The organism is Listeria ivanovii subsp. ivanovii (assembly GCF_900187025.1).
Classification (GTDB): domain Bacteria; phylum Bacillota; class Bacilli; order Lactobacillales; family Listeriaceae; genus Listeria; species Listeria ivanovii.
In genome coordinates, this window is sequence record NZ_LT906478.1 from 2,608,809 (window position 1) to 2,622,121 (window position 13,313).

Here is a 13,313-nt window from a genome sequence, read left to right on the forward strand (position 1 = left end):
CCCAAATAAAATACTACTAATGATGGCCACATAAGTCAAGCCTTTATTTTTTGAAACCGCCATCAATCCCTTTAACTCGTAATAAAAAAATCAGATAGACGCTCTTAATGAAAAAAAGAGTATCTATCTGATTTTAAATTTTTATTTATCTTCTGGGTCTTCTGTATAATCTCCATCTGTGTAGTCATCTTCTACAGTAGCTAAGTCGCCTTCGATGCCATCTGGTAAGTGATCATCGTCGTCTTCATCTTCATCAAGTAAGACATCTGCAAGAGAGATTTCTTCTTCACCAAGTTCTTCCACGATTTCTTCATCATCATAGTCAACGTCATCATCCAGAATTTCATCTTCGTCGTCATCATCAGATTTGCGTTTTTTCTTCGGTGTTGTTTGTGTTTGAACTTCTTCATCAATTGCATCCATTGGATACCAAGCTCGAAGTCCCCATGTATTGTTACCAAGGGAAATAAAGTTACCATCAATATTCATATCTGTATAAAATTGAACAAGACGCTCCCTTATTTCTGCATCTTTCAAGCCTAGGAACGTTTGAATCTCTTTCACTAATTCAGGGAAAAGGATTGTTTCTTTCCGCTGTTCCAAAATAAAATGTGCAACATCAATTAAAGATAGCTCACTGCGTTCTTCTTGCGTTAAGTTCTTTAAATCCAAAACTGGCACGCCCTTTCTATCATAATTCCAATTTATTTAGCTGTTATTTTTTTCGTTCAGCCCAACTTCACTATTTTACATGTTATTTCTGGCAAGTACAACCTAAATTTACTAATTACATCAATTCTTCTTGACTATTTTATATCCGATGTAAAAGAATAGGATGGCCATTAAAAGAATTGGGATTGATCCAAGTTGAAAGTCGTAGAGAATATAGATTGCGACGCACAGAAACACGAAAAGCAGCGCCAAAATTATTAATCGCTTCATCATATGCTCTCCCCGTTTTTTCAATTACCTATGTTTCTATTAACTTTAGTACATTTTGGTTATGACGTCAACGAGTAACCTATATATTTAAGGTTTCACATTTTTTCTGGTGCAGAAACACCAAGTAAGGTCAGACCATTTCTAAGGGTAATTTGAGCTGTCTTGATAAGTGCTAGCCTAGCCTTCGTTACTTCTAAATTATCCATATCAAGCACTTTATTACTATTATAAAAACGGTGGAATGCACTAGCTAAGTCATTTAAATAACGTACAATCCGGTGAGGCGCTCTTTTTACAGCAGCTTCTGCAACAACATCTGCAAATTCACCTAATACTTTTAATAAATCGTATTCTGCTTCTGTTTGAAGTAAGCTCATGTCTGCATCTTTTGAAACATCTAAGTTTTGTTCTTTACCAGAACGTAAAATACTGGAAATTCTTGCATGGGCATACTGAACATAATAAACTGGATTATCGTTAGAAGTCGATTTCGCTAAGCTCATATCAAAATTCATATGGGTATCCGAACTACGCATCGCAAAGAAATATCTCGTCGCATCTAAGCCAACTTCTTCAATTAAGTCACGCATCGTAACTGATTTCCCAGTCCGTTTACTCATTTTAACCTGTACACCATCTTCAAATAAATGTACTAATTGAATGATTTCTACTTCTAATTGATTCGGCGAGTACCCTAATGCCTCAATTGCTGCACGCATCCGCGGAATATAACCGTGGTGATCTGCCCCCCAAATATCGATTAACACATCAAAGCCACGCTCTAATTTGTTTAAATGGTAAGCAATATCTGGTAAGAAATAAGTATAACTCCCATCCGATTTAATTAACACGCGATCTTTATCGTCTTCGAAATCAGTAGTTCTTAACCATGTTGCCCCATCCTGCTCATAAATATAGCCGTTTTGACGTAACCGTTCAAGTGCAGGTAAAACTTTATTTTCTTCGTATAGGGATGTTTCTGAAAACCACTCATCAAAGGATACGCGGAATTCTTCTAAATCAGCACGCAATTTAGCAGTTTCAAAAGCAAGTGCATCAACCCGGAAAACGGAACGACGCTCTTCTTCGCTGGTATGAACGTATTTATCACCATATTTCGCTGCTAAGTCTTTTCCAAGCGAGATAATATCTGCTCCGCGGTAACCATCTTCTGGAAACTCAGCTTCTAAACCTAACGCTTCAAAATAGCGGGCTTCCGCTGATAAAACCAGATTATTAATTTGGTTTCCAGCATCATTGATATAATATTCTCTCGAAACCTTATATCCAGCCATTGTCATGATATTTGCAAGCGAGTCACCAATTGCAGCCCCTCGTGCATGTCCTAAATGCAAGTCACCAGTTGGATTTGCAGACACAAATTCAATTTGGAATTTTTCGCCTTTACCAAAATCAGATTTTCCGTACATATCGTCTTCTGCTAAAATAACTGGTACTAAATCAGTCAAATAAGCATTATCTAAGTAGAAATTGATAAATCCTGGACCTGCAATTTCCACTTCTTTAATTAACTTATTATCTTTTTTAAGTTCCGGAACAATACTTTCAGCAATTTGACGAGGTGCTTTTTTAGCTACTCGAGCAAGCTGCATCGCAATATTAGTGGAATAGTCTCCATGCTTTTTGTCTTTAGGAACTTCTAATAAAATTTCTGGCACTTCTGCTTCTTCTAAACCAACCGCTTGAACAACTGCTTGTTTAATATGTTCGATTAGTTTAACCTGATTCTCTTGCATGACATTCATTCTGCGTCCTCCTCTATTTTCATTAAAACAGTATATGAGCCAATGTACTCGCCTTGGCTTAACAAATCGTATTGAAAGGCAACTTCACTTAATACGTCTGGTTTATTTTCATACAATTCTTCCATTGACACAAGTTCTGATTCTAATTGTAATTTCCCTGCGCCAGAATCAACTGATGCTGTACTTCTTCTATTATCTCGGAAAAAGTGCATTCGCATATTCACAGCACCACTTCGCATTAGAAGCAGTTCATTGTCAGCAATTTTGAGAACCGTGCGGATTTTTCCGCCTAATTGTTTTTCTTCATAATGCAGATACCTGTTTCCTTTGTCTCTATAAAAGACGCCCGAAACAGACATAGCGGTTTTTTCTTCTGCATCCATCTGCCGGATGACATTGGTGATATGAATAATTACTTTTTTTCGTTCCATTTGATTCGTTGTCATATCGCTTATTTACCCCTTTCCGGTCAGAAGAATAGACGCATTATATTATAGTGAAAAATAGTCTGAAAAGCAACAGGTTAATATGGTATTAGACCAAAAACCCCTAAAATCATTTTATAAATAAATGGAATAACAGTATTAAAAATTGGTTGTATTGTGAACTCGGAAATCGGCGTTAAAGCAATCACTAAGAATATTAGCATTGCGTAGCGCTCGACGGGCTCCAGTTTTGCTCTAGCAGAAAGTGGTAGAAACTCAACTAGCACTTGATAACCATCTAGAGGTGGAAGTGGAATTAAATTAAATACGAATAACACAATATTTAATTGTATGAAAACCATTAAAAATGTTTCTAGTATCGAATCAGCAAAGAAAGAGTAGTTCAAAAAAAATGCATATGCCCCTACTCCAATTACAGCCAGCAGCAAGTTACTTATCGGGCCAGCGAGCGATACAAGGATACTTCCGAGCCGTCTTTTCTTTAGTTTAAAGCGATTTACTGGGGTAGGTTTAGCCCAGCCAAAACCAGCAATTAATATTAGCAGTAATCCAAACAAATCAATATGTACAAGTGGATTTAGAGATAATCTTCCTTGATTTTTAGCCGTGTCATCGCCAAATGCAAGAGCCACTAACGCGTGCGCCCACTCATGAATCGTGAAAGCAATTAATAACGCAACCAAAACATAAGGTATCAGTTCAAGTGGATAAGCAAGAAAATTAGGCATAAGCGCCTCCTTTAACTTTTAATGAGTAAATTCTGTATGGTATAATGTAAAAAACTATTATTGAGGTGAGAATATGCCATTTGTTACAATTCAATTTTTAGAAGGTCGTGATGACGACCAAAAGAAAGCACTTGTTAGTGAAGTTACTGATGTGGTTTCTAAAAATCTTAAAGCTCCAAAAGAAAATATTCATGTCATTTTGCAAGAAATGAAAAAAGCGGATTACGGTGTTGGTGGCGTCAGAAAATCAGATATTTAAAAAGTTGCAGAAGCCGGTTTAATCGCCGTGCTTCTTTTATTTTTCTTTTAAAGAGTGTGCATGAATTAAAGAAATCATTCTTTCGGCAACTTCTGGTTCTACTTGCCCACTTTCAATGAAATCAAGTGGATAATATAGCTTAATATCAGTCCGACGTTCTCTACCAATTGCTTCTACAACGGGAGACTCTGTCGATAACTCATGTAATTCTCCATTCCCCATCAATAACTTAATTGGGTCTTTTCCGCTACCCACACCTGGACGATAATAATCATATGGTAAGTCACTAGAGGAATCAATAACCAAGTAATACGATGGATCAATATCCGCTTTCTCAAGTAAGCCTTTTAATTCAGCATATAACGCTGCATCTTCTTTCGGATCATAATTAAGATATCTAAGCAACCTTCTATTTAAAAAGCGTTGACATAAATCGCTTAAAATAGGATCACTTTCTTCCTGCCAAATCGAGAAGTAGAACATTAAAACAATGTCATCTAGTACAAGGTAATCTTTCAAATCAACATCCTCTTCAAAAAATGGCAATACTTGAATTGGAGAAACTTGGAATTCATAGCCAGCACAATAAAGTTTCTTAGCACGTTCTAAAATTTTCCACAACAACACTTCTCCACTACGGCTCACTGGATGAAAATATACTTGTTGATACATTTGATAGCGACTCATAATATAATCCTCTACTGCATGCATCCCAGAGTATTTAACAATTACGCCATTCCCATCAGGACTCGGACGAAGCACTCGCAAAATTCGTTCTAAATCAAATTTCCCGTAACTAACTCCTGTATAATAAGCATCTCGAAGTAAATAATCCATTCGGTCCGCATCAATTTGGCTGGAAATCAGCTTAACTAATGTTTGATTAGGATAGTTCTTCTTAATAATAGCAGCTACCTTAAGTGGAAAATCTTCGCCCACGCGTGCCAACACCCCACTAACCTCAGTATCTCCAATAATAATCTCCTGTGTGAATTCTTCATGATCTGTCCCAAATACTTTTTCAAATGCATGAGAAAATGGCCCATGACCTAAATCATGTAAAAGTGCTGCGCATAGAGCAACCATACGTTCTTCTGTATCTAGTTGCGGCTCTTTAGCAAACGTCACATCAATGATTTGTCGAACAATCTCGTAAACCCCTAAAGAATGGTTAAAACGGCTATGCTCAGCGCCATGAAAGGTGAGCGAAGTCGTACCTAGCTGATGAATTCGTCGCAAACGCTGAAATTCTTTTGTTGCAATTAAATCCCAAATCACTCTATCAGAAACATGGACGTACCCATGGACTGGATCTTTAAATACTTTTTCTTCAAGTAATTTTTCTGTTAAATAGCTCATTCGCCTTTCTCCTTTCATGCGTCTCTATGCAAGTACCTTATCATTCCTTGCAACCAAACGGTCATAATATGCTGGGAACAAGTCTAGTTCTTCTGCCGTAAGCGCGCCTGATACGAGTTCTCCTGCGTAGTGTCGTAAACTATTGAATAATCTTACTAAACAACTATTTACATCAATATTTTCTTTCATTAAGTCCGACAACGTTCCCATTACGTTTGGGTCGACATCGGGAAATGTGTACTTTGTTTGCTTGTCTTTTCCACTAATTGTATAAAAATCTCGAATTAGTTCGGAGCGCCCCGCTTGATTACCATCTACTGCTAAATAGATTTGAACAGCTACTCCTTTAGCCATTCTTCGCTGCGAAATGCCAGCAAACTTTTGGCCTTGAATACTTAAATCATAACTACCAGGACAGTATGACCGGACAATTTCCTTTGCCTCAATCACTTCTTTGCAATCAACAAACATGTCTTTTATTAGCGTGAACATAGTTTCATAGCCACGCTCTATCGCGATTCCTCGTTCAGCATCTGGAAGTACCATGGATAGATTTAAGACTCCTGAATCTAGCACTACAGCGAGTCCACCTGAATTTCGAACAACTACTCGGTAACCTTGAGCTTGTAAAAAAGCAATCCCTTTATCTATATCTGGCAACTTAGAATCTTGTATTCCAAGCGAAACCGTTTTTTCATGTACCCAGCCACGGATAGTAGAAGGCGCTATTCTAGAACCAACAGAACGACATAATGTATCATCCGTTGCAAATGATTGAATCGCATCAAATGCAGAATTAATAGTTGTGTTATCAATAAAACGCCATGTTTCTTGTTTTAGTAATGTTTGCTCGATATTCATCTCTACTTCCTCCACGATTTTCTTTTCATTATTATAGCATACTAGTAGTGATTTTAGTTGAAAATGGCTTAAAATAGCCATTTAATCGCTATTTATGTTTTTTAGCGCTCATTTTACTTTTTTTCGTTTAACACTCATAACTAGGGCTGTAATGACTGATATAACAATGGTTTTTACAATTATATCTTTTTTCATTTTTATCGCCTCAATTCCTTTACCTTATTATAACAAACTTAGGATACAAAAAAACCTAACTTCTTTAAAAGAAATTAGGTTCCATCTATCTAAAAGCCTAGGGAGCTTTTTAGCTAATCAAATTACCAGTTGTAGCGATCTTCATTATCGCGGCTAGAGCGTCTTGGATTATTGCCCCACATGCGATAAAGCAGGTAACCAATTCCACCTAAGACTAGAATTGGGAATAGAAAATGTAACGTGATGCCGATAACTTTAAATACGATATTAAGTGCAATAATTCCTAAAATAACGGTAAAAAATACTTTCCAAAATTTATTCATGCTATTTTCCTCATTTCCATATTTTATTTATTACTTGCTAATGGAACATTGTTGATTTCCTTAGCTTGAATAAGTAACGCATTGTCTTGAACGACAATTTTATACTGTTTATTCTTTTTTAATTGTGTGGTGGACATGAAGTTCACTTTTTGACTGGTTCCATTATTATCTAAGCACGATTCGTTAAATAAGTAACCTTTAAACTTAGACTTAGTTACTTCTTTTCCATCACTTTTGATTGTAACGTAATATGTATTTGCTGCTGAACCGATTGGTGATGAAAACTCAATTACAACCATCGTTATGACAAAAAGTGCAGCCAGTAAACCGAAAATTCCCTTTTTCATTGTTTTTACCGTCCTTTTTTGTTGATAAGTTTATTATAGAGGACTCTTAGAAAATGAACGAACGGCTATAGGCTGAAAATTGGTACATCCTAAGTCTTATTTTATTTTGGGTATAAAAAAGGAGCCTAGGACACTTACCTAGACTCACTTTCTATTATTGTTTTACTATCCACTTATAGTTATCTGATCCAATTGGATATGTTGTGTAGTTTTTCAAATTGCTTTTTTGCAGATAAGCACGACCACCTTGGTAAAGCGGTATAAGCACGGCATTATCTTTTAATAAAATTTGTTCTGCTTCAAGTAACGCTTGCCACCTTTTTTCTGGGTCTGCTGAAAGTTTTCCTTTTGCGCCCAGGACTAGTTCGTCGTATTTAGCATTAGAAAAGCCAGTATGGTTGCCTGGGCTGTTTGTTAGGAAGAGGTTTAGGTAGGTCAGCGGATCTTGATAATCGCCGCCCCACCCACCAAGTAAAAGCTCAAAATCTTGTGTAACATCCGCTTGAAAACTGGCTTGATTAGTAATATTTTTCAGTTTAATAGTTAAACCAGGTAAATTTTCTTCTAATTGGTTTTGAATAAATTCCGTTTGTTTGCGTTGTAAAGAAGTATCTCCACTAGTTAAGGTAAGCGTTAATTCTGTTTTTCCGATTTCTTTTAGACCCTGGCTCCATGCGCTCGCTGCTTCTCGTTGATCAAATTTCAGCAAGTCCCTATTTTGCTTACGGAAATCTTCTTTTGTTTCTGGATCAAACATGATTCCGCCCGGTACGTCACCATTTAAAACTTTAGAACCATTTGCTAAAAGCGTATCTACCATTCCCGCTTTATCAATGGCCATTGCTAGACCACGGCGTATATTCAAATTAGCTAAATCGGTTTTTTCCGAATTTTTGCCTTGATTCATCTTCATGTAGACAGAGCGCCCCGTTGCTTCTTTATGGAAATTTTTATCGTCTTTATATCGTTTAACAAATTCTCCATCAAGCTCCACTCGGTCTAATTTCCCAGTATTATATAAATTTAGTGCCGCATTTGTATCTTTTACAACATTTACATGAATTTTCTCGGTTGCAACATTCTTTTCGTCCCAATAAGTTGGGTTTTTCATATAATCCCATGTTAAATTAGTTCCATTCCAGTTTTCAAGTTTGTACGGACCATTTGAAATAAGTGTATCGCTGTTTGTTCCGTAACGATCGCCTTGTTTTTCAACAAATGCTTGATTTTGCGGAAAAAAGGTCCCAGTTGTTAGTAACTCTTTGAAAATCGGCACTGGATTTTCTAATTCGATTTGCAATGTCTTTTTGTCTAGCGCCTTAATACCAAGCTCATCCGGAGACATTTCGCCTTTTAAAATTTGTGTCGCATTTTTCACGATTTCTTCCATTTGCGGTCCATATGCTGCAGCTGTTTTTGGATCCACTACTTTTTTCCAAGCATATTCAAAATCAGCAGCCGTTACAGGGTCCCCGTTTGACCAATTGGCATCTTCACGAATTTTAAAAATAAGCGTTTTTCCGCCATTTTTTTCCTCTGGTTCACTAGCTGCAAGAGCAAGCGTCGGTTTACCTTCTTTATCTAATCGATACAATCCTTCAAATATTTGATTGATTACTCGGAAACTCACACTATTATCCGCAAGTGTTGGACTCGCATTTGGAATCCCACTCGTTTCCATAATGTTAACTACTTTTGCTTTCTGTTCTGATTTTACGTTTTCACTTTCCCCATTATCGCCAGACTGACAAGCTGTAAGTACAAGTAAACATAGCAAACTAAGTGTCGCTAACATTTTTCTGGCTGTTTTGTGCAAAATTTTTCCTCCTCTTTTGTAAGCGCTTTTGATATACGCAAAAAAATGACGGAATATACTGCCAACGCTTGCGCAGAACTTCCGCCACCATTATAAACCGAAACTGTACTAATTGTAAATAAAAACTGTTATCATTTTTATTTCTTATTCAAGTAAACACCCGATCCGACCACAATAACACACATCACCATTAGCATAGCTAACATTAAGGAACTAGGGTCATTTCTCATAAATAAAGCAAGTGCAAAACAAATTGTACCAGCGACATTTAGTGTAACAGTTGTGATTTTTCTAAGTAAGTTTCTTGACCATGCATCTATTTTTTTAAAACCGATCATTGTTAAAAATTTAAATAGTTTTTTGGAGTATTGAATATAAGCTGCAAGCACTAACATAAATGCTCCTGCTGTAATTAATGAAAAGCGTCCAGTTGGAATATCATATCCTAAAGCGTAAAGAATAATACTCATTTGAATAATCGTAAGCAAAACAAGTAACAGTCTAAAACAATACTCAAATTCTAATAAACTCTCTTGATTTACTTTTTCTTTACCGTAATATTCTGTTCCAGTAAACATAATCATCAAAAAAGGAATCATGATTAATCCTAACCATTTTTGCACAAACATATCTGGGGAGAAATCCGTACCGAAATGCATCGCCACTTCAGAAGGTAGTAGCGGATATAACGCAGCAGAAATTCCTACTGTGAAAAAAATTATCATACTTGGAAATAATCCAACTTTCCTCATTCCCCTCACCTCATCCAATAAAATTACCCGCAGTAGGCGACAAGTTCCTCCCTTGTTTCGATAAGTTGAACTTTATCGGTGTTTGCTAGTTGTGCTCTCGTTTCATCAAAACCTTGTTCAGATAACGCACGTGTCGCGGGTAAATATACTACTACAGAAAAGCCTGCCCTACTTAACTGTATAACCGTAGTTTTCACGCAAAAGTCAAATGCTAAACCTCCAACAAGAACTAAATCGACTTTTTCTTCTCGTAAATACTCTAAAACACCTGTTGAAAGCTGTTCAAGGATATCGTGATAACACGCCCCGTATGGATGAATATCTCGTTCCATTCCTTTCCAAATGAAATAATTATAATCCGTCACTTGTGGTAACCCGTCTAATAGTTCAAAACCTTTTGTTCCAGGTTCACAGTGCCTTACCCAAGTGAGATCTGCATTTGGATATTCTAGTGTCGCTAGCATTTCATCTTTTGAGTCAACCACCCATACTGCATTTTGTGGATGCGCGTCTTTACTACCTATACGAAGCGATGCAAGGCTTGCCATAAAGTTCAGTTCTGGAACAATTTCATCCCCGCCTGGCACAGGTAGCTCATCTGGGCAAAGCGGTGAGAAACCTTTCTGTGCATCAATATCAAAAGCTGCAATTTTCATTTAATTTTCCTCCAGATTTTTATAAGTCAATTGTGCAAACTGTCCAAAATGACTAACTTTTTCGAGTTCTAACGCATGCTCCTTATCTTCTTCAAATAACGGAATTCCTTTTCCTAATATAATTGGTGCAATGGTAATCACAAAACGATCAATCGCCTTTTCTTTTAAAAATTGTTTAACTAATTTTGCGCCACCAACAAGCCAAATTTTTTCACCTTCGATATTGTTTAACCACGTATCTACTGTTCCAGCTACAAAATCAGCATACTCATCTTTTGTCCCTGCTTTTGTATTAGAAAAAACGTAGACATCTTTTTTACTATAAGGGAAAGTATCAGTAAGCGAAAAAATTTGTTGGTAAGTAGTTCTTCCCATGACAACCGTGTCAACATTATCAAAGAAGGCTTCATATCCAGCATCGCCTTCACTATCAATCGACTCTAACCATTCTACGCTTCCGTTTTCATCTGCAATATAGCCATCTAAGCTAACTGCGATATAAAGTGCTACTTGTTTTTCACTCATTGCTACTCAAATCCTTTCACAACTAATTTTCCAATCATTTTACCAGATGAGATAATTTCGTGTGCTTTTTCAATCGTTGTAGCATTTATAGGTGATAGCGTTTGGTTTAATGTCGTTAAAAGTAATCCTTCATCAAGCATGGCGGCGGCTTTCGTTAAGATTTCATGTTGTTTGATTTTGTCTGCTGTATCATACTTAGAACGAGTAAATATAAATTCATAACTAAAGGTGGCACTCTTGTCTTTTAAAAGCGACATTTTTACTGGTTCCGCTAGTTCTACAATCGAGCAAATTTTCCCTTGTGGGTATATAGCTTCCTGCATGTCGTTCCAATGTGCATTAGTGTTGTGTAAACATAAAATGAAGTCGACTCCATCTGTGAAGCCTAGTTTTTTTAATTGCTTGGTTAAGTTTTCTCGATGATTAATGACATGTTTAGCGCCGAATTGTTGTGTCCAATTGATAGTTTCTGTTCGTGATGCAGTTGATATAACTTCTAGCCCCGCATATGCTGCTAGTTGAGTCGCAATAGATCCTACACCACCCGCTCCATTGATAATTAAAATCGACTTTCCTTTATCTTCAGGCATAATCCCTAGCCGATCAAACAGTGCTTCCCATGCGGTAATGGTTGTAAGAGGCATAGCAGCAGCCTCTTCCACGCTTAATTTACTTGGTTTTAAACCAACAAGTCGTTCGTCAATCAAAGTGAATTCAGCATATGATCCAGGTCTTGTAACGTCTCCTGCAAAATAAACTTCTTGTCCTTTTTCAAATAAAGTTACCTCTGAACCAGAATCCACTACTTCTCCTACCGCATCCCAGCCTAGAATTCTAACTTCTTCTATAGAATTGGCTGTGCGCATTTTTGTATCCACGGGATTTATGGAAATTGCTTTGATTTTTACTAATAAATCATGATTTGCCGGAACTGGTCTAGCTACTTCAACATCTACAAAACTATTTAACGCCTTCGTTAATCCTACTACTTTCATCTGACAACACCTCTTGTTTCCTTTTCCCGAATTTCTTAAAATAATGCACATTTACATAAAAAAGCCTTCCCTAATTTCTGAGAAGGCTTTAAAAATTATTTTTCGTCTAAGATATCACTATCTTTAAATTTCATTTTAGCATGGCAAGCTGGACATTTTAATTTTAACTTACCACCATGAGAATGTTCCACGCCTTCTTTAGTTTGAAGGAGCATTTTACTACCTTTTTTAAGTAAGGGAATCGCGATGACAATACCAATGATCGTAAGTGTCGCTAGAATCCCAATAACTACTAAGGTTAGAGCAATCATAACGATAAAAGCTTTTTTCAAAAAATGACCTAAATCAACTTGTTCTTCCATCTTATTCAACTCCTCTGATTAATACCTCAATCATATCATGAAGTTGTATTAATTGCAGTGATGATGATGTGTATGGTTACCTTCTAATTGAATTGTACTGTGTTCTAATGAATAATTTTCTTGTAAGTAATGTTCGATGTTAGCTAGAATTTTATCGCGGTCAGCATCTTCTTTTACTGTTAAATGCGCGGTTAATGCGTTGAAGTCGGAAGTAATCGCCCAGACATGTAAATCGTGTACTTCAGCTACTCCTTCTTGGTTTTCGAAAAAAGTTTTCACTTCGTCAATATTCACATTCGCTGGTTTACCTTCCATCAAAATATGAACCGCATCTTTGAGAACCCGCCATCCACTTACTAAAATCAGTGCTGCAACGACTACGCTGGCGATTGGGTCAGCGATGTTCCAACCAAGAAAGATAATAAGTAGCGCTGCAACAATTGCTCCGACAGAACCAAGTAAATCACCAAGCACATGTAGAAACGCACTGCGCATATTCAAGTTTTCACTCGTATCACCCTTCATTAAAATCCAAGCAACCAAAATATTGATAAGCAGACCTATAACAGAAATAGTCATCATTCCCGCGCCAATTACTTGTGGTGGGTCAAAGAAGCGGCCAATTGCTTCGTAAAAAATAAAGACGGAAATCCCGACAAGTGTTAGACCATTTAAAAAGGCTGCTAATATTTCAAAACGTTTATAGCCGTATGTTTTGTCTGCGCTAGCTGCTTTTTCTCCAAATTTAAATGCGGCCAAACTCAAACCGAGAGCTACTGCATCACTCAGCATATGACCTGCATCTGAAAGCAGCGCCAAACTATTGGTCATAATTCCACCAATAACTTCCACTACCATAAAAGTAGCAATTAGAATAAAACTAGTTAATAATGCTTTTTTATTCGCATTATGCGCATGGTTATGATTATGTCCATGTGCGTGATCATGATTATGTGACATATGATTACTTCCCCTCTGTGA

16 protein-coding genes are annotated in these 13,313 nt (G+C 36.9%); 1 reads left to right on the top strand and 15 read right to left on the bottom strand.

Going from position 1 to position 13,313, the window contains the following annotated elements; genetic code table 11:
• Positions 1-141: 141 nt before the first annotated feature.
• The 4 genes from rpoE to CKV67_RS12950 form a co-directional block, all read right to left on the bottom strand.
• On the bottom strand, positions 142-672 hold the full coding sequence (gene rpoE, locus CKV67_RS12935; RefSeq protein ID WP_014093768.1) for a DNA-directed RNA polymerase subunit delta: 531 nt from the start codon (positions 670-672) through the stop codon (positions 142-144).
• Between the two features lie 365 nt (positions 673-1,037).
• Entirely contained in the window at positions 1,038-2,708 is a 1,671-nt protein-coding gene (gene argS / locus CKV67_RS12940; RefSeq protein ID WP_014093769.1) for an arginine--tRNA ligase, read from the bottom strand.
• Positions 2,705-3,154, bottom strand: a complete 450-nt coding sequence (locus CKV67_RS12945) for a YwiB family protein (RefSeq protein ID WP_014093770.1) — start codon at positions 3,152-3,154, stop codon at positions 2,705-2,707. The genes argS and CKV67_RS12945 overlap by 4 nt, the downstream gene beginning before the upstream one ends.
• Before the next feature lie 77 nt (positions 3,155-3,231).
• Positions 3,232-3,882, bottom strand: coding sequence for a site-2 protease family protein (locus tag CKV67_RS12950; RefSeq protein WP_014093771.1), 651 nt, complete (start codon positions 3,880-3,882; stop codon positions 3,232-3,234).
• Between the two features lie 73 nt (positions 3,883-3,955).
• On the opposite strand from CKV67_RS12950, the gene CKV67_RS12955 reads away from it, so the two are divergent.
• The gene (locus CKV67_RS12955; protein WP_025280098.1) at positions 3,956-4,141 is read left to right on the top strand and encodes a 2-hydroxymuconate tautomerase; all 186 of its coding nucleotides are present in this window, start codon (positions 3,956-3,958) and stop codon (positions 4,139-4,141) included.
• A gap of 36 nt (positions 4,142-4,177) precedes the next feature.
• On the opposite strand, the gene CKV67_RS12960 is transcribed toward CKV67_RS12955, so the two are convergent.
• The 11 genes from CKV67_RS12960 to CKV67_RS13010 all read right to left on the bottom strand — a co-directional run bounded on the left by CKV67_RS12960 (position 4,178) and on the right by CKV67_RS13010 (position 13,292).
• Positions 4,178-5,500: an HD domain-containing protein gene (locus CKV67_RS12960; protein WP_014093773.1), complete on the bottom strand. Its 1,323-nt coding sequence runs from the start codon at positions 5,498-5,500 to the stop codon at positions 4,178-4,180.
• A gap of 24 nt (positions 5,501-5,524) precedes the next feature.
• A complete protein-coding gene (gene lipL, locus CKV67_RS12965) occupies positions 5,525-6,361 on the bottom strand; it encodes a lipoyl-[GcvH]:protein N-lipoyltransferase (protein WP_014093774.1) in 837 nt (278 codons plus the stop codon).
• A 317-nt stretch (positions 6,362-6,678) separates the two neighbouring features.
• Entirely contained in the window at positions 6,679-6,879 is a 201-nt protein-coding gene (locus tag CKV67_RS12970) for a hypothetical protein (protein WP_014093775.1), read from the bottom strand.
• 23 nt (positions 6,880-6,902) lie between these two features.
• The gene (locus tag CKV67_RS12975) at positions 6,903-7,226 is read right to left on the bottom strand and encodes a YxeA family protein (protein WP_014093776.1); all 324 of its coding nucleotides are present in this window, start codon (positions 7,224-7,226) and stop codon (positions 6,903-6,905) included.
• A gap of 154 nt (positions 7,227-7,380) precedes the next feature.
• Positions 7,381-9,042 (bottom strand): peptide ABC transporter substrate-binding protein, encoded by a 1,662-nt coding sequence (locus tag CKV67_RS12980; RefSeq protein WP_014093777.1) that lies wholly within the window; start codon positions 9,040-9,042, stop codon positions 7,381-7,383.
• Between the two features lie 137 nt (positions 9,043-9,179).
• Positions 9,180-9,794, bottom strand: a complete 615-nt coding sequence (locus CKV67_RS12985) for a DUF1648 domain-containing protein (protein ID WP_014093778.1) — start codon at positions 9,792-9,794, stop codon at positions 9,180-9,182.
• A gap of 23 nt (positions 9,795-9,817) precedes the next feature.
• The gene (locus tag CKV67_RS12990) at positions 9,818-10,450 is read right to left on the bottom strand and encodes a nicotinamidase (RefSeq protein ID WP_014093779.1); all 633 of its coding nucleotides are present in this window, start codon (positions 10,448-10,450) and stop codon (positions 9,818-9,820) included.
• Complete coding sequence (locus tag CKV67_RS12995) at positions 10,451-10,975, bottom strand: dihydrofolate reductase family protein (protein WP_014093780.1); 525 nt, start codon at positions 10,973-10,975, stop codon at positions 10,451-10,453. It lies immediately after the preceding gene.
• A gap of 2 nt (positions 10,976-10,977) precedes the next feature.
• Positions 10,978-11,970, bottom strand: a complete 993-nt coding sequence (locus CKV67_RS13000) for a zinc-binding alcohol dehydrogenase family protein (RefSeq protein WP_014093781.1) — start codon at positions 11,968-11,970, stop codon at positions 10,978-10,980.
• A gap of 95 nt (positions 11,971-12,065) precedes the next feature.
• Positions 12,066-12,332: a hypothetical protein gene (locus CKV67_RS13005; protein ID WP_014093782.1), complete on the bottom strand. Its 267-nt coding sequence runs from the start codon at positions 12,330-12,332 to the stop codon at positions 12,066-12,068.
• Between the two features lie 48 nt (positions 12,333-12,380).
• Positions 12,381-13,292 carry a cation diffusion facilitator family transporter gene (locus CKV67_RS13010; protein ID WP_014093783.1) on the bottom strand — a complete coding sequence of 304 codons (912 nt, stop codon included), beginning with the start codon at positions 13,290-13,292 and terminating at the stop codon, positions 12,381-12,383.
• Positions 13,293-13,313: the final 21 nt, after the last annotated feature.